Origin of the sequence: Marinifilum fragile JCM 15579 (assembly GCF_001310955.1) — a bacterium.
Taxonomy (GTDB): domain Bacteria; phylum Bacteroidota; class Bacteroidia; order Bacteroidales; family Marinifilaceae; genus Marinifilum; species Marinifilum fragile.
Genome location: NZ_BAZX01000015.1, coordinates 45,126 through 63,436 on the forward strand (window position 1 = coordinate 45,126; position 18,311 = coordinate 63,436).

15 protein-coding genes are annotated in these 18,311 nt (G+C 36.0%); 13 read left to right on the forward strand and 2 right to left on the reverse strand.

Features of this window, described 5'->3' with window-relative positions; genetic code table 11:
* Positions 1 to 40 precede the first annotated feature (40 nt).
* The 11 genes from JCM15579_RS12210 (at position 41) to JCM15579_RS12255 (ending at position 12,670) form a co-directional block, all read left to right on the forward strand.
* Complete coding sequence (locus JCM15579_RS12210) at positions 41 to 490, forward strand: hypothetical protein (protein WP_157471453.1); 450 nt, start codon at positions 41 to 43, stop codon at positions 488 to 490.
* 163 nt (positions 491 to 653) lie between these two features.
* Positions 654 to 1,031, forward strand: coding sequence for a hypothetical protein (locus JCM15579_RS12215; protein WP_054720507.1), 378 nt, complete (start codon positions 654 to 656; stop codon positions 1,029 to 1,031).
* A gap of 123 nt (positions 1,032 to 1,154) precedes the next feature.
* Complete coding sequence (locus tag JCM15579_RS12220; protein WP_054720509.1) at positions 1,155 to 1,700, forward strand: REP-associated tyrosine transposase; 546 nt, start codon at positions 1,155 to 1,157, stop codon at positions 1,698 to 1,700.
* A gap of 133 nt (positions 1,701 to 1,833) precedes the next feature.
* Positions 1,834 to 2,289, forward strand: coding sequence for a hypothetical protein (locus JCM15579_RS12225; RefSeq protein ID WP_054720511.1), 456 nt, complete (start codon positions 1,834 to 1,836; stop codon positions 2,287 to 2,289).
* A 43-nt stretch (positions 2,290 to 2,332) separates the two neighbouring features.
* Entirely contained in the window at positions 2,333 to 2,755 is a 423-nt protein-coding gene (locus JCM15579_RS12230; protein ID WP_172677426.1) for a DUF3788 domain-containing protein, read from the forward strand.
* Between the two features lie 50 nt (positions 2,756 to 2,805).
* A complete protein-coding gene (locus JCM15579_RS20850; protein WP_054720518.1) occupies positions 2,806 to 3,081 on the forward strand; it encodes an SRPBCC family protein in 276 nt (91 codons plus the stop codon).
* Entirely contained in the window at positions 3,075 to 3,242 is a 168-nt protein-coding gene (locus JCM15579_RS22320; protein WP_218186159.1) for an SRPBCC domain-containing protein, read from the forward strand. The genes JCM15579_RS20850 and JCM15579_RS22320 overlap by 7 nt, the downstream gene beginning before the upstream one ends.
* Positions 3,194 to 4,045: a hypothetical protein gene (locus JCM15579_RS12240; protein WP_218186160.1), complete on the forward strand. Its 852-nt coding sequence runs from the start codon at positions 3,194 to 3,196 to the stop codon at positions 4,043 to 4,045. The genes JCM15579_RS22320 and JCM15579_RS12240 overlap by 49 nt, the downstream gene beginning before the upstream one ends.
* An 868-nt stretch (positions 4,046 to 4,913) precedes the next feature.
* Entirely contained in the window at positions 4,914 to 7,982 is a 3,069-nt protein-coding gene (locus JCM15579_RS12245) for an ATP-binding cassette domain-containing protein (RefSeq protein WP_054720522.1), read from the forward strand.
* A gap of 104 nt (positions 7,983 to 8,086) precedes the next feature.
* Positions 8,087 to 11,104, forward strand: coding sequence for a GH92 family glycosyl hydrolase (locus JCM15579_RS12250; RefSeq protein WP_054720524.1), 3,018 nt, complete (start codon positions 8,087 to 8,089; stop codon positions 11,102 to 11,104).
* Positions 11,105 to 11,239: 135 nt separating this feature from the next.
* Positions 11,240 to 12,670, forward strand: a complete 1,431-nt coding sequence (locus tag JCM15579_RS12255; protein WP_054720526.1) for a glycoside hydrolase family 47 protein — start codon at positions 11,240 to 11,242, stop codon at positions 12,668 to 12,670.
* A gap of 55 nt (positions 12,671 to 12,725) precedes the next feature.
* Here JCM15579_RS12255 and JCM15579_RS12260 read toward each other — a convergent pair whose 3' ends face one another.
* Together JCM15579_RS12260 and JCM15579_RS12265 are read right to left on the reverse strand one after the other, a co-directional pair.
* Entirely contained in the window at positions 12,726 to 13,235 is a 510-nt protein-coding gene (locus tag JCM15579_RS12260; protein ID WP_262493519.1) for a peroxiredoxin-like family protein, read from the reverse strand.
* 289 nt (positions 13,236 to 13,524) lie between these two features.
* Positions 13,525 to 13,938, reverse strand: coding sequence for an OsmC family protein (locus JCM15579_RS12265; RefSeq protein ID WP_054720530.1), 414 nt, complete (start codon positions 13,936 to 13,938; stop codon positions 13,525 to 13,527).
* A 249-nt stretch (positions 13,939 to 14,187) separates the two neighbouring features.
* Between JCM15579_RS12265 and clpB the strand changes: the two genes are divergently transcribed.
* Together clpB and JCM15579_RS12275 are read left to right on the forward strand one after the other, a co-directional pair.
* Positions 14,188 to 16,779 carry an ATP-dependent chaperone ClpB gene (gene clpB / locus JCM15579_RS12270; protein ID WP_054720531.1) on the forward strand — a complete coding sequence of 864 codons (2,592 nt, stop codon included), beginning with the start codon at positions 14,188 to 14,190 and terminating at the stop codon, positions 16,777 to 16,779.
* Between the two features lie 428 nt (positions 16,780 to 17,207).
* Positions 17,208 to 18,293, forward strand: a complete 1,086-nt coding sequence (locus JCM15579_RS12275) for a hypothetical protein (protein WP_054720533.1) — start codon at positions 17,208 to 17,210, stop codon at positions 18,291 to 18,293.
* The last annotated feature ends 18 nt before the right edge of the window (positions 18,294 to 18,311 follow it).

The window sequence follows — 18,311 nt, forward strand, 5'->3', positions numbered from 1 at the left end:
AGAAAATTTAATTGTTGCCCTTGTATTAATTTTAATGTTAATGAAATTGGGAGTGGGAATTTACGAACAGGTAAATTATGTGCGAGCTTTTTATTCTGTGAAAGAGCTATTTGCAAACCCTATGATCATCTTGAGATCAAACTTACTTTTCGATCCCATTGTTTGCATGCTTGCCATAACAGGTGTATTCATACGCAAGCCTATTGGTTTTGTGTTGATATTAATACTGCCATCGTTGATATTGTTTTATAGAATAATCCCGCTTTTATCTCCCAATTCTCAGTTTAGTTTTTGGGTATTGGTACTGCCTGTAATACTATTTGTGTTGATCAATTTAGGTGTAATGCAAAAAAGATATCATATAGCATCCACAACCAAACAGATGAAAATGAATGGAATTGCTTTAGCTATTGCTTTCTCCATTGCCTTGTTGATGTTCTATTTTAAGGGGAATTTAATGTGGTTTTTAGAGAATGCTTTAAACAAATAAAATTCAGAATACCCCAGATGGCGCGAGTTTATGCTAATCGCACAGATGGTAGATACTTTTAAGTCTCAATTTGTTAATACTAATGTTGAGAAAGCTATGGGGTGGTCTTCAGGAAGTGATTCAAAATCAATTTTTTACTCAATTTATGAATATGTGAGGGGAGATGGAAAGAAATAAAAAACTACATTTTATAGGTATTGGAATTTCTATTGGAATTTCTATAATGGCAATATTATTCCAGTATACAAGAGAGAAAGATGAAGCTCAGAATGGTTACTACGTTGCTGTAGCAAAGGTGTTGGAGTATAGGAAAAATAGACCTAAAGGTACAACAACCAGAAAACATGTTTTAAAATTTAAGTATTGGAATGGCGAAAAATTTATTATCAAGATAAGAAATATAGAAATTGGAACTTATTATACTGATGATATTGCTCCTGGTGATTTGTTTATACTAAAGGTTTCTAAAACGAATCCCGATCTATATGACATTTTCTTTAATATAAAAGTTGATCCAGAATATGGTGTAAAAATACCTTAAATAATTAAATCTAGATCGTCTGCTTGTTTTTTGTTGTAATGGACAATCCTAGCAGTGTGATAGTGGGAGAGGCCCCCCTAACTGCCGCAAGTATGTGACTTGTGGTAATAACAAAAAATACCAATGAGTCGAAATTATAAATTTAGAGATCAGGAAAGCAGGTATTTCATAAGTTTTGCTACGGTACATTGGATAGATGTATTTGTGAGACCACAATACAAAGACATACTTGTGGATAGTATAAATTATTGCATTAAAAATAAAGGCTTAATAGTATATGGATGGGTAATCATGACCAGTCATGTGCATATGATTATTGGTACTAAACAAGATAAGATGCAGGATATTGTTCGAGATCTAAAAAAATATACCTCAAAGGAAATCATTAAGGCTATTCGAGAGAATCCAAGAGAAAGCCGTAGGGATTGGATGTTGTGGATGTTTGAACGAGCAGGCAAGAAAAATGGGAACAACAAAAATATTCAGTTTTGGCAACAGAACAATAATCCTATTGAATTATCGGATAATAAGATTTTAGATCAGAAACTAAATTATTTACACAATAATCCCGTGGAAGAAGGATTTGTTGTTGAATGTCACGAATACAAGTATAGTAGCGCAATTGATTATGCCAATGGGACAGGATTAATAGATATTGTGCTGGTATAGCGTTGTTATAGCCACAAGTCACAGACTTGCGGTAGTAATGGGCAAGAAGGGAAGAACGAAAATTTGAAACTTATTCGATTGGTATAAAAGAATTAGATGCTTTAAATTAGTAGGATCAACAAAACCTTTGAGTATGATACCAAAAGAAGATGCCACAAAAAAACCTTTTGCACCTGTAATAATCCTTATTGGTATACTTTACCTAACGATTGCCTGTACCAATGAAAAACCGGAAGATGATTCTTTAGCTGAGGCATACAAATCGCTGCAGGGAGAATGGCAGTGGGTAAAAACCGAAAGTCCTCGCACACGAAGCGAGTTTACGCCCGCATCAGAAGGATACCAGGAAAAGATTGTGTTCAAAACCAACGACACGGTGGAGTATTACAGAGATGAGGTGTTGAGTCACAAGTATCCATACCAACTAAAGTATAGGATAGATAACTCGATGGATGTCAATAGTGATTCTACATTGGTTTTGGTCATCAATAAGGGAACAGAGTCTTACTTTTCTACCAAAAAGGATACCTTAATCATTAACCAATCTTATGTGGACGGGCCTGTTACTTACTATGAACGCAAAAAGTGAATGTGACTTATTTTTATTTCTAATCCTAAATAAACCCAAACCTGTGACCGATATTAGCATTTTCCCCGACAAAACCATAAAGCCCACCTTTAATGATGTAAGAGATCAATTAGGCGATTTGTATCCCTTGTGGGATAATATTTACAATTTGGTATACGAGAAATACCCCAATGCAATAGAGGAATGGAATTATCCTGGTAAAAATTATGGATGGAGCTTTCGCATAAAGGATAAGAAAAGAGCCATTCTTTATTTTTTGCCAAGAGAAAATCGCTTTTTGGTGGCTTTTGTTTTCGGCCAAAAAGCCTATGATGAAATTATGCAGACAGATATTGCCGAAAGCATAAAAACAGATCTATCGAAAGCGAAGAAATATGCCGAAGGCAGAGGTGTAAGAATTGAAATTAACGATGAATCTCAAATAAAGGATATTGAGAAGTTGATTGAGATTAAGTTGAAGTATTGAATAAGCTTTCTTTAGCTATTAAGAATAAAGGAGTAAATAAAAATTTGCATATGACGAATAAGGATAACACTCCAATAATTACAGAACAAAGCTTCACCAAAAGCAAAGAAGAAGTATGGAAAGCCATTACCGATGCCAATGAAATGCGAAAATGGTTCTTCGCTGAGATGCCAGATCATAAGGCAGAAGTTGGTTTTACTACCCAATTTAATGTGGATGCTGGCGAAAGAGAGTTTATGCACTTGTGGAAAATTACTGAAGTGGTTCCAAAAGATAAATTGGTTTGCCAATGGGAATATGAAGGGTACGACGGAGTTGCATGGTAACTTATGAACTATTTGAAGAAAATGAAGGTTGCAAAATTAGAGTAACAGCCACGGGTGTTGAGAGTTTCCCTAGTGATGTTCCCGAGTTCAGACGTGAAAGTTGTGAAGGTGGTTGGAAGTATTTTATCAACCAGAGATTAAAGGAGTATTTGGAGAAATGATGAAGCTGGTAAAATATTTGAGTCGATTTATAATATTCGTTCTTCTAACCATTATAACGCAAATAGGCGGATTGATCTATTTAATTAGTGTCGTTATAAACAATAAGATTAGGCTAACTTTTTGGGGTAAAAGGTTGGTGGTTTTTATGGTTTTATATGTCACAGTAAGCTTTCTGATTGTTCCTTTTGTTGCTCCATGGTTTGGAAGGGAGAAGATTAGAAATAATGATAATTTGCAAGCAGCAACTTTTGCAACAGTATTATTGAATCGTAACTATGTTACTTCTGAAACCCATGATTTTTTGCAGAATATTTCCCAAAATCTAGAGGAAAAGAAACCAGAAGTAAAGGCTCGATACTTGGATGCTTGTTTTCCATTTTTTGATGGTTTTCCTTTGTTGCCACATTTGAGCCATAACGATGGTTGTAAGGTTGATTTTAGTTTGGTGTATGAAGATATCAATGGACAAATCGCAAATAAAAGCAAGTCTATAAGTGGATATGGAGTATTTGAAAATCCGTTAAGGAATGAGATTGATCAGTGCAAAGATTGTTTGCAAAAAGGATATTTTCAGTATGATTATCCAAAATATATGACCCTTGGAAGGATTAATGATGATATAAAGTTTTCTAAAAGTGGAACCAATGCCTTAATCGATGCTATTTTAAGTCAAAGAAAACTCACAAAGATGTTTATTGAGCCGCATTTGAAGCAGAGGCTAAAATTAGAGGATAAAAGAGTTAGGTTTCAAGGTTGCAGATCGGTGAGGCATGATGATCATATTCATGTTCAGATAAATTAATAAAAAAATCCGGGTCCCCACCCGGATTTCAAATCTAACCACTAAATGTAACCCAAATCACTAATCTATGAAAAAAACTTCGCGTTTTTTACAGTACAAATGTATGCTTGCTTACAGTGAATTGTTTTAAGCTGATGTTAAGTAATTATAATTTTATTGCTTGATACCATTGTATAAAAGAAAAATCCCAGACCAACTAGTCTGGGATTTTCTCTAACCACTAATTACTAACCTAAAATCTAACCTATGAAAAAACTTCTCTGTTTTGTATGATTCAAATGTAGTTGATTAAAGCGTTAAGCGAACTGAACAAATGTTAAAGAAATTTAATACCATTTAAATTTCAGTGTGAGCTGTAGGAGAAAACTTGAATTGAAATGTCGTGATATAATCAGTCAGCCATTGGGAGTCAAAAGGACTGATAACTTTAATGGATTAATAATTGGTTTAAATCTGACTTTTGGAAGGATTTGTTGGTGGATATACAAAAGAAAAATCCCGAACGGGCGTCCGGGATTCTCTCTAACCACTAATTACTAACCTAAATCTTTAATCTATGAAAATACTATCTTTTATAGTACACTACAAAGGTATGGCAAGAATTGGTTAAGACCTGAGAATAAGTGTTAAAAAACCTTAAAGAAGTTTGATCTTCAAAGAGATGGCAACTTAATAGAGAGCTATAGGTCTTTATTTGTGCGGGATTCAATGAATTTAAGGATAAAAAATTTTTTCAGTTGAAACTTAGAGCTTTAAATGATTTCTTTAGATAATGGTAAATATCTCTTTAAAACAGGAGTTTCCATAGCTCATTTTATTTATCTAAATTAGGCCTTGTTAAAACCAAAATCAATTCCAAACCTAGACTATGAATGAATCGTTACTGAAAGCCTTAATGAGACTTTTTGCCATCATTGTTGATGAGCAAAAGCTGGGATTCGAAACAGCAGCACGTGATGTTGTTGAAGGGTGGCTTCAGAAACAATTTAGCAAGGAGTGGACCGAAAAGTATCTACAGGATTTTGAGCGATATTTAAAGGATTCTCATTGCGATGAAACGGGAGAGGTTTGTTTTATAAACAAGCATCCACAAGTGAAAGATGTTTGTGAAAAATTGGTGGAGGAAGTAGAGCAGGAGCAGAAAGTTTGGATCATGCTTCAATTGCTCGAATTTATCGATGAAACGGAATATACTGGTTACGATGAATTAGATTTGGTAAAAACGGTTTCAAAAACCTTTAATATTCCCAAAAAAGAGTTCGAATTAAGTCGACAATTTTTGATTGGAGATGAACTGTCTATTCCTTTTAACGAACATCTGCTTTTAATTGACAATAGCGAGGATTGGTCGCATGAGGTGGTGAAACATATTCGGAGTGAGAAGCTTCGGGGAAGAATTTTTGTGCTGCATTTGGAAAGTACGAATACCTTCCTGATGAAATATTTTGGAGAGTATAACCTTTTCTTGAACGGACACAATATAAAAGTAGATAGAGCTTATCTTTTATCCTATGGTTCGGTTATTCGAAGTCATAGAATCGATCCGATTTATTACTCCCAGATTGCTTCCATTTATATTGAGAAGAAAAATCTCACCGATCTTCGGTTTATTGCAAAAAATATAGAATTCAAGTTCCCGGGTTCCAATAATGGAATTTATCCGGTTAGTTTGGAAATGAACTCTGGACAATTGGTTGGAGTGATGGGCGGTAGTGGTACCGGAAAATCTACTTTGCTAAATGTGTTAAATGGGAATTTATCCCTGCGTCAGGGAAATATCTATATCAATGGCTATGACCTTCATTTGGATAAAGATAAACTTGAGGGGGTTATTGGATATGTCCCGCAAGATGACTTGTTGGTTGAAGAACTAACGGTTTACGAGAACCTGTATTTTAATGCCAAACTTTGTTTTGATGGTACTTCGGATAAGAAAATAGAAGAAATCATAAACAAAACCATTGAGGATTTTGACTTGGTAGAAGCCAGGAATTTAAAGGTTGGTGATCCGATTAATAAAGTGCTGAGTGGAGGACAAAGAAAGCGATTAAATATTGCATTGGAGTTAATGCGCGAACCTTCGGTTCTCCTGGTTGATGAACCCACCTCAGGCTTATCCAGTATGGATTCCGAAAAGGTAATGATTCTTCTAAAACGTCAGGTTTTGAAAGGAAAATTGGTGATTTGTAACATTCATCAACCTTCGTCTGATATTTTTAAACTTTTGGATAAGCTAATCATGATGGATCAAGGAGGCAAGGTAATCTACTTTGGGAATCCGATTGATGCTGTTGTTTATTTTAAAACCCAATCGCATTACGTAAAGGCCAACGAAAGTGAGTGTTTAACTTGTGGTAACGTTAACTCCGAACAGATTTTACGAATTGTTGAGGCCAGAATGATGAACGAATATGGCAAGCAAATTCGTAAGCGCAAAAGAAGTTCAGATGATTGGTACGAACTCTATAAAGAGAATATTGAGAAGAAGAACAAGGTACATGGTTCTGGCAGAAAAAAATTGATACCCAAGAACTTTTTTAGCATCCCAAAGCGTTGGGAGCAATTGAAAATTTATCTTACCAGAGACTTTAAAGCCAAACTGAGTAACAGACAGTACATGCTGATTACCTTGTTGGAGGCACCACTTTTAGCCATAATTTTGGGATATTTTACCAAATACATTAGTGGTTCTGAATCCGATCATTTGGACTATGTATTTGCGAAGAATGAAAATATTCCCTCTTTTATTTTCATGGCTGTTGTTGTTGCTTTATTCCTTGGTTTGATTATTTCGGCAGAAGAAATTCTTCACGACCGAAGAATGATGAAGCGCGAGAAATTCCTGAATTTGAGTCGATGGAGCTATTTAAACTCCAAAGTCATTATTATGTTGATTATTTCGGCAATACAGAGTTTTTTATTTGTTATTTTAGCTACCTACATTTTGGAAATTAAAGGCCTAACCTGGGAGTATTGGTTAATCCTGTATACGGCTTCGTCATGTGCCAATTTAATTGGCTTAAACCTGTCTGCTGGATTGAATTCTGTGGTAGCTGTTTATGTATCCATACCATTTATTTTGGTCCCGCAATTGCTGTTCTCAGGAGTCATTGTGAACTTTAACAAATTGCATCCTGCCATTACAACAAAAAAGTATGTTCCAATCGTTGGAGATTTAATGACTTCACGATGGGCTTACGAGGCTTTGGTGGTTGAGCAATTTAAGAACAATCAATTTGAGAAGCAGTTTTTTCCATATGAGAAAGCGATGAGTGAATCGTCTTTTCGTTCATCCTTCCTGATTCCGGCCATGCAGCAAAGCTATAAATCATGGTTAAAGGAAAATAACGACAAACATTATAGAGTTTTTAAAAACGAACTGTTAAAGCTTTCAGATATTTATGCCTTTCCAACAGACTTGGAAGTAACTAAACGAGTTTTGCGAGATTCTTCGGCAAGAGTGCAAACCTGGCTCGAGCATGTTAAGCAAGCAGGCTGGAAAGAATATAAAGAACAATCAAATCATAGAGATCAGGTTTACGAAGAGATTATTGATGAACTTGGCGACAGAAAGAAAATTATTGAATACAAAAATACCCATCACAACGAGGCTATTGAGCAAATCGTAACCAACAGAAGAGAAATTAATAAGTTGATAAGGTATAAGGATGAATTTATTCAACTAAAAGATCCTGTTTTTCAAACTCCCATTAGTCAAAATGGGCGAGCTCAGCTGTTTGCCTCACAAAAGCGACTTGGCAATTATTTAATTGATACATTTTGGTTCAATGTTACAATTATTTGGTTAACAACAATCATTTTTTATTTCTCCTTGTACTTTGATGTACTGCGCAGATTCCTATTGCTAATTGAAATTTTATGGGTGACCATATTGCCTGAAGGAGATATCAGAATTAGAAGAAAACGTCAGAAATAATAAAATATACCGGGGATTAATCATGAATTAATCAAAATCTTAACCATTTAGGATTTTATTTGCAGGATATATGTAGAGATATAGTATCCTAAAGCAATTTATTCATGAAAAAATTAATTACAATATTCCTTTTGTTGTTTATCACATCTAGCCTTTTTGCGGATAAAAAGCAACTCATTCAGTATGTCGATCCCATGATTGGAACCGATGGTCATGCCCACACATTTCCGGGGGCAACTTTACCTTTTGGTATGGTGCAGCTAAGTCCAAGTAATGATTTTAAAGCTTGGGATTGGTGTTCGGGTTATCACTATAGCGATTCCATATTAAAAGGGTTTGCCCATACCCATATTAGTGGAGCTGGTTTGGCTGGATTGGGTGATATTTTGTTGATGCCAACTTTAGGTGAAACAAAGATACAAGCGGGTTCAGAAGAAGATCCGGATAGTGGATTTCGCTCCAGATTTTCTCATGAAAAAGAGAAAGCTTCTGCAGGCTATTATTCTGTTGTTCTGGATGATTACGATGTAAAAGTTGAATTGACTTGTACACCCAGAGTTGGGTTTCATAGATATACTTTCAATACTGCCGGGCAAGGAAATGTAATTCTTGATCCTACTCACAATATCATGGAAAATGTTCAGGCAACGGAAATTGAGATCTTATCGGATACGGAAATTAGAGGTTGGAAACACTGCAATGGTGAAGGAGGAGATAGAAAAGTGTATTTCTATGCAAATTTTTCAAAAGCATTCGAACAAAGTGGTGTTGCCATTGATGATCAAATTCAAACTGGTACAAAGAAAGCAACCGCCAAAAGAGTGAAAGGTTTCGTTAGTTTTGATGTGAATTCAGGAGAAAGCGTTGAAGTTAAGGTTGCACTTTCACACGTGAGTTATGAAGGAGCCAAAGCCAATTTCGATATTGAAGCAGAAGATATTTCATTTGATCAGACACTAAGCAAAGCTCAGAAACTTTGGGAAGATAAAATGAACAAGTTTCATATCGAAACGGATAAATTATCAGACAAGAGAAACTTCTACACTGCTCTTTATCATTCCATGATATCACCAAACTTGATTTCGGATGTTACCGGAGAATATATGGTGGAAGGAAAAAAATACCATTCTGATTTCGATCAATACAGCAACTTTTCTACTTGGGATACCTACCGTGCTGTTCATCCTTTAATGGCAATTGTGGAGCAAAAGAAAACCGTTGATTTTGTGAATTCGCTCTCATCAAGATACACCGATTCAAAAGTTGGTTTGCCAGTATGGGAATGCCTTGGGCACGATAATGTTTGTATGATAGGATACAGCACCGTTTCGGTTATGTCTGATGCCATATTGAAAGATATTGAGGGAATCGACAATCAGGCTGCCTATGATGCGATGAAAGCAGCAGCTTTTAATCTGGAAAAGCATAGTAATAGTTACGATGTAAATGGAATGAACTTTTATATCGATATGGATTTTGTTCCGGGTGAAATTGGAAGTTCTGTTTCGAAAACAACTGAATACAATTACTATGATTGGTGTTTGAGTCAGGTGGCTCATAAACTAGGAAAGACTGAAGACTCCTACCTTTTCCAGCAAAGATCGAAAGGATATCGTAATTTATTTGATGAAAAATCAGGCTACCTTTTGCCTAAACTGCAGAATGGTAAATTGGTGAATGTGGACAAAAGCAAGTGGGATGGATTGGTGAAGAACTATGTGTCGGGTAACATTTGGGGATACTCTTCTTATGTGCCTCACGATATGACTTACTTAATGCAATTGCACGGAGGCAAGGGGAAGTTTGCATCTTGGCTGGATGAAATCTTTGCTGATGATTCTGAAATTGGAGGTTCACAGCATGTAGACATTTCTGGTTTTATTGGGAAATATGGTCATGGAGATGAACCATCCCATCAGATGCCTTACTTGTATGTTTATGCTGGTCAGCCATGGAAAACTCAGAAGTTGGTAAGAGAAATTCTTCCTCGCTTTTATCATGATCATCCTGCAGGCCTGGATAATAATGATGATTTGGGTCAAATGTCATCCTGGTATATTTTTGGATCTTTGGGATTTTATCCTGTTTGTCCGGGTAGTAACCAGTATCAAATTGGATCTCCAGCCTATCAAAAAGCAAGTATTAATCTTGAGAATGGTAAGGTATTTACAGTTGTAGCCCATGACAATTCCGAAAAGAACATTTTCATTCAATCGGCAAAACTAAATGGAAAAGAATTTACCAAACCATTTATTACTTACGATCAAATTAAAAATGGAGGTGAGCTGGTTTTCGAAATGGGCAGTAAACCGAATAAATCATGGGGGAATTCAAAAGCTGATTTGAATGAACTAAATGGTATGAAAATCTCAAAGGAGTACAAGTTGCACGAAGAGAAACAGGTTCTAATGCCTTACGTTAATGATATTGCTTTTAGTTTTGAGAAGAGTAAAATGGTAGAATTGCTTTGTGGTACAAATGGGGCCGAAATCAGATATACAATGGATGGTTCTGAACCCAATGCGAATTCTGAGAAATATAAGAAACCAGTAGTGATTAGTAAGGATGCTACTATTAATGCTAAAGCATTCAAAGCTGGGCTAAAGGAGAGTGGAAGTTTACAGTTGCATTACCTAAAAGGAATTCCATTTAACTCCCAAACAGGCTATCCAAAAGTTAAGGTTGAAGGCAAAGATATTGGTTATGGTGAAAAATCAGGAGCTCAACTCATAGATGGCGGCTTTGGCTCAACAACCTTTAATGATGGATTTTGGACGGGTATAGACTTGAAAGATCTAGATGTTGATATTGATCTGGGGGAATCCAGAACCATTTGTGAAGTAAAACCTGGAATTCTAATTTATCCAGGAGCATGGATCTTTAATCCGGATGAAATCGAAGTATATGTTTCAAATGATCAAAAGAACTACCGACTGGTAAAAAATATAAACTTGGAATCTCCAAAAGATGAGCGCAGATATGTAACAAGACCTGCGATTGAATTTCCATCGGTTAATTGCCGTTACTTAAGAATAACATTCAAAAACGGACCAATACCAGATTGGCACATGGCGGGAGGTCGAAAGCATTGGATTTTTGTTGACGAAATTCTAATCAATTAATCTTTTTTACATGGATTAATCAGATTTTTAGTGAATTAATCATGAATTAAATAAGATTTAATCGATTGACTTTACTTTGTGATTTCATTAAGCAAATGAGATTTAAATCCTCAGAACAAAGAAAACCTGTATATCATGAAAAAACGAAGTTGTTTGTTGCTTGGTTTGATTATAGTTCTTGCTGCATGTCAGCCCAAGCAAAGCAAAAAGGAGCCGGTGAAAATTAGTCCTTTGGCCGAGGAAGTGAAAAAAGAATTTGTGCGTACCTGGGATGCTTATAAAAAGTATGCATGGGGGCATGATGTGTTGTTGCCATTGTCTAAATCATATCAGGATTGGTATGAAGAATCATTGCATATTTCCCCAATTGATGCCTATAGTACCATGAAGGTAATGGGGCTTGATGAACAAGCAAAAGAGGTTGAAAATTATGTGATTGACTTTATTAATTGGGATAAGGATTTGTTTGTAAAAACCTTTGAGGTAAACATTAGAATCATGGGAGGATTGCTTGCCATGTATGAGTACACTTACGATCCTAAAATTTTGTTGAAAGCAGAGGATTTTGGGAAAAGAATGTTGAAAGCATTTGATTCACCAACCGGTTTGCCTTATTACTGGGTAAATCTGAAAACCGGCGAAACCAAAGGAACTAAAATCAATTTGGCCGAAGCTGCTTCGTATATGTTCGAGCTAGGGATTTTGAGTTACTATACTGGCAATCCTGTTTACTATCAAACTGCAAAGAAAGCTAATATGGCCATCTGGGAAAGAAGATCAAAGCTTAATTTGGTTGCTGATTTAATTGATGTTGAAACAGGAGAATGGTTGAACGATCATTCGCACATTTGTGCAGGAGCTGATTCATACTATGAGTACTTGTATAAAAGTATGTTATTGTTTGGCGACAAGGATTCACAGAAAATGTGGGATGTAAGTATTAAGGCCATTAACAAATATGTTGCGGAAGAAGATGAGAAAAGTTTATGGTATGGTCGTGTGAATATGCATACTGCCGAGCGTGATTGTATCGATCCACATTCAGGTCGTCAGTTTGCTAGTGTAGTAACTCTTTACGATGCATTCTTCCAATCGATTCTTGCATTGGATGGGGATTTAAGAAGAGCTGAAAAAACTCAGGATACATGGAACAACCTATGGAATAAGTATGGATTGGAGCCAATGATTTACGATTATAAAGATAGTGAGCCAACCTATCCTGTATATGATTTGAATCCTGAAATTATCGAATCGGCTTATTACTTGTTCCACATTACCGGGAAGCAAAAATATTACGATATGGCGGAGAAGTATTGGTCAGATATTAAAAAATACTGTAGAACTGAGATTGCATTCTCGTCGGTTGAAGATGTTAGAACCATGAAGAAAAAAGATTACATGCCAACATTCTTTTTTGCAGAAACATTTAAATATCTGTATCTAACATTTACCGAAGAAACAGGAGAATTTAATTTGGATAACTATGTTTTTAATACTGAAGCGCATCCATTTCCTAAAAAATCGTTTGAACCAGAGAAGGTAAAGAAGAACCTGGGATTGGAATAAAACTTTGAAATTAGATTTTTATTTGGGGCTGTATAGATATGCAGCCCCATTCTTTTTACAAATGCTGCAAGATATCTTTAGCATTTGATCTTTTTTTGTAATCAGGATCATATTGAACATACTTCACTTTACCATCTTTTCCTATGATATAGGTTGCCGGTACAGGCAATAATTGGTCATTATTGCCATTCGAAACGCTAAGATCTACACCATAGTTTTTGTATTTTTTTTGCAAGTCCTCGGGTAACATAAATTCAACACCAAATTTCTTCATGATTTTGCTGTTTTCATCATACAATACTGGATATTCTGCATTTGTTTTTTCAATGGTTTTATCCACATTAATAGGAATTTCAGGCGAAACTGCTACCAACTGAGCACCAGCTTTTTTGAATTTATCAACATTTTCCTGTAAGTGTGAAAGGTGTTTGTTACAGTATGGACACCATTCTCCACGATAAAATACTACGATTAATTGTTCTTTTTTTAGGATATCAGAACTTTTAACGAGATTTCCATTTTGATCTTTGGCTTCAAACATAGGTGCTTTATCGCCAACTTTAATGGTACTTGTTTCTCTTTGGGCATAGCGTTAAGACTAACCAGTAATATTAATAATCCTATTATTCTTTTCATGATATAATACTTTAAAAATAAAACACAAAATAGTCTTTTATTTTCACTCTTTTTTAATGTCTTTGATCATGAAAGAGTTAAAGATTTGTTAATGGCTTGATTTTAGAAATGGGAATAAGGTTGTTTTGCACCAATAATTAATAATCGGTATTAATTTATGCAATAAAAAAATCCCTCACCAAAGGCAAGGGATATTAATATTGTGATACAGACTGTGCTTATGCGTTCTGCATTTTTTCAATCTTATAAGTGGTGTTTACACCTGCTTGGTGGAATAGTACTCCTACAGGACATATCTTTAAGGTCTGCTGAAGGCATTTTTCAATTTTCTCGTCACTAGCTTCAGAATCAATTTTTAACTCAACTTCAACATCTGTAAAAGTTGGAGCTCCATCTTTTTGAGATCCGATCGTGTCTACAACCAATGCTTCGAATTCAATGCGCATTTTCTTCGCTACAAGGTTAAAGATTGTGTTCACACAACCAGAATAGCTCATTAAACATACTTCGAATGCTGTTGCACCAAGATCTTCTCCACCTTTTGCTTCTGGTAAATCAATTGTGATTTCATGACCTCTGTTGTCTGTAATTACCGATGACATTCCTTTTGTCCAAGTAGTTGTTGCTTTCATATGATAATATTTTCTAATGTTTTTTGAATTTCAGTTGGCAAATATATATAAATATCCAGATATATCAGGTTTAACTAGTGTTAAATTGAGTTAATCGGAAAATGTTTCAGAGAAGGTTTTAATAATATGTCAAATTGACTGAGCGACTGTATGATATGCGGACATTATTTCAGTTTTTTGGCAATGGCAAGTTATTTGAAATCCAATTGACGGATTTTAAACAGAGAAAAAGAATAAATATCATAGAATATGAACTTTAATAATTTCACAATTAAATCGCAGCAGGCAATCGAGAAAGCATTTCAGATTGCTCAAGGAAATCAGCAGCAGGCTATCGAAACAGCTCACTTGTTGAAAGGGATTTTTTCGGAGGGAGAGAATGTTGCTGGTTTCTTGATGAATAAACTTGGAGTGAATGTCCAAAACTTTAATATGGTATTGGATAAGATTCTGGAATCATTGCCTAAGGTTAGTGGTGGAGAGCCATATTTATCGAGAGAAGCAAGTGCTGTTTTACAGGAATCTGTTGGTGTATCAAGCAAAATGGGCGACCAGTTTGTTAGCATCGAGCATATTTTATTGGCACTTGTAAAAGGTAGAGATCAAATTGCACAGTTATTTAAGGATAATGGAGTGTCGGAGAAGGAACTTACTGCAGCCATTAAAGATTTGAGAAAAGGAGCTAAGGTTGATTCACAAACGGCTGAAGATACTTTTAATTCCTTGAGTCGATTTGCCGTTGATTTGAATGATAGGGCAAGAAATGGAAAACTCGATCCGGTAATTGGGAGAGATGAGGAGATTAGAAGAATTCTTCAAATTCTTTCGCGAAGAACCAAGAATAATCCAATTCTGATTGGGGAACCAGGAGTTGGTAAGACTGCCATTGCTGAAGGTTTGGCACATAGAATTATAAAGGGTGATGTGCCGGATAATTTGAAAAGTAAAAAGATCTTTTCGCTTGATATGGGGGCTTTGATAGCTGGTGCCAAATACAAAGGTGAATTCGAGGAGCGACTAAAATCAGTAGTGAAAGAGGTGGTAGAATCGGATGGTGAAATTGTACTCTTTATAGATGAAATTCATACTTTGGTGGGAGCAGGAAAAAGCGAAGGAGCAATGGATGCTGCCAACATCTTAAAACCAGCATTGGCTCGTGGCGATTTGCGTGCCATTGGCGCAACTACTTTAAACGAATACCAAAAATATTTCGAGAAAGACAAGGCTTTAGAGCGTAGGTTTCAGAAAGTGATGGTTGATGAGCCTGATACACTTAGCGCGATTTCAATCCTTCGCGGATTGAAGGAACGTTACGAAAATCACCATAAGGTTCAAATTCGCGATGAGGCTATTATTGCGGCTGTTGAGCTATCGCAACGATACATTTCGGATCGTTTCCTTCCGGATAAAGCAATTGACTTGATAGATGAAGCAGCTGCCAAACTTCGTTTGGAAATGAATTCATTACCAGAGGAACTCGATGAGATTGAAAGAAAGATCAAGCAGTTGGAAATTGAAAAGTTGGCTATTCAACGAGAAGGTGATTCGAAAAAGCAGGATGAATTGGCGCGTGAAATTGCTGAGCTAAATGATGAAAGATTGAAGTATCGTGCCAAGTGGGAAGCAGAGCGTGAGGTGATTGATGGTATTCAGAAGAATAAGGAGTTGTTGGAATCTTTGAAGTATGATGCTGAAAAAGCAGAGCGTGAAGGTGATTATGGAAGAGTCGCAGAAATCCGCTACGGAAAGCTTAAAGAGGTTGAAGAAGAAATTGAAGCTCTGAACGAAAAGTTAAAACAAAACCAGAAATCTGATGCCTTAATCAAAGAAGAAGTGATGAATGATGATATTGCTGAGGTTGTATCACGATGGACAGGTATTCCTGTGAATAGAATGCTGAAAAGTGAACGCCAGAAGTTAATGTCGTTAGAAGAGGAATTACACAAACGAGTTGTTGGACAAGATGAAGGAATTTCGGCTGTAGCCGATGCCGTAAGGAGAAGTCGTGCAGGTTTGCAGGACGCAAAAAGACCGATTGGTTCATTTATTTTCTTGGGTACAACTGGTGTTGGTAAAACAGAGTTGGCTAAGGCTTTGGCTGAATTTCTATTCGATGATGAGAACCAGATGACTCGAATTGACATGTCGGAGTACCAGGAAAGACATTCGGTTTCACGTTTGATTGGAGCACCTCCTGGGTATGTTGGCTATGATGAGGGTGGCCAGTTAACAGAAGCTGTTCGCAGAAAACCATACTCAGTTGTTCTTTTAGATGAAATTGAAAAAGCTCATCCTGATGTTTTCAATATCCTGCTTCAGGTATTAGATGATGGTAGGTTAACAGACAATAAAGGAAGGGTAGTTGACTTTAAGAATACCATTGTGATCATGACCTCAAATGTTGGTTCTCATCTGATTCAGGAAAAAATCGAAAAGATGAATGAGAGCAATAAAGGAGAAATGCTATGGCAAGCTAGGAATGAAGTCTTAGAGCTTTTGAAAAAGAGTATTCGACCTGAGTTTTTAAATAGAATTGATGAAACGATAGTATTTACTCCTTTAGATAGAGAGGAAGTAAAGCGAATTGTTGGCTTGCAGTTTAAGTCAGTTCAGCAGATGCTTTCCAAGAATGATATTAGCATTGATTTAAGTGAATCGGCTGTGGAATATCTTGGAAACCTGGGATTTGATCCGCAATTTGGAGCTAGACCAATTAAGCGAGTGTTGCAAAAGCAAGTATTAAATGAACTGTCAAAACAGATACTGTCCGAAAACATTACAGCCAACCAAAAAATATTGGTGGATGTACAAGATGGAAGCCTTGTATTTAGGAATGTTTAGCAATTTCATTGAATAAAAAAACTTTAATTAATGGAAAGCTCATCTACAAGGTGAGCTTTTTTGTTTAAGAAATATCATGTAAAAAAACAGGTTTCACGGTGTAGAAATCGCCTTAATCGAAAACGAACATAAAAATAATAACGCTTTCAATTTTAAATTATACTTTGGTCCTTGAATTAGAAAATCAATTAAACCAAATTACTTTATGATTGTATTAGGAGTTATTATTGTATTAGCAGGATTGGCAATGCTATTATTAAAACCATTGTTGGTTAGTAAGTCACAAGCATTTTCGAGACTTACTTCCAGGTTTTCCCTTGGCGTAATTGGGTCGGGAGTTGTTATGATTATTTTACCATTTATGTTTTTCTGGGCGGAGAGGGTATCAGTATTTTGTTGTTTATCCTAATGGAGGAAAGGATGCTGTAATGACAGAAGGAATTAAATGGAGAGGTTTTGCAAAAATTATTCCTTGGCAGAAATATATTGATGTTAAGGTTGTGAGCAAGGGAGAGAAGAGTGATGATATCGAAGGAGTGATGAATCCAATTCCAATTCGTTTCATCGATCAGGTAACAGCTTCGGCAAAGTTGTCTACTCGTTTCCAATTGCCTACAGATAAAGAATCATTTATAGAAATGGCAATTGAGTTTAGGTCACTTCAAAACTTAGCGCAAAATACTTTGATTCCAACAGTACGTGAGGTTGTATCAAATACAGGTTATATGTTTGCAGCACAAGATTATATTTCAGGATCTGCATCGGACTTTAGGGTAGCTATTGAGGATCAGTTGAAGGATGGAGCTTATAGTGTTGAAAAACTTGAGTATCGCGACACTATAGTTTCTTCGATTGAGGATAGTGATCGTGAAATTAAAGAAATTCAAACACGTTATGAGGTGAAAAAAAGAAAAGACGAAAATGGAAAATTCATTCGTATTCCTCATGATATTAATGAGAATAACATTATTGTAGCTCAGGTTATTGTTGATGATGTTATACTTGAAGCAGTATTTAAAAAACGATTGGAAGCGCAGCGTGATGAATCGGCTAAAAGACAATTAGAGCAACAAAAAATTAAGACTGCGAAAGATGCCCAGGCGCGTATTGTTGCTGAAGGGGAAAGAGATAAAGCCGCAGAACGTGTTGCCCAGGAAAAAGAGCAGGTAAAAGCCTTAATTTCCATTGAAACCAAGTTGAAGCAAGAGGAAACAAACAAACGACTTGCTGCGATTGCACTTGAGACAGAGAAGCTTAAATCAGCTGCTAAAAAAGTAGCTGCAGATGCAGAATCTTATCAAAATGCAAAGTTAGTTTCGGCTGGTTTAACACCTCAGGAGAGAGCTCAAATCGAAAAAGAAATTGCAATTGGTGTTGCTAAAGAGATTGCCAAAATTAAATTCCCAGATGTAATGATTACTGGCAATGATGGCAAAAACGGTAAAACACCACTTGAATCATTAATTGGTGCAGCTATGGCAAATCAGTTAATGGATACGAAATTGAAAAAATAGTCCTTTTAATTTTCGAAA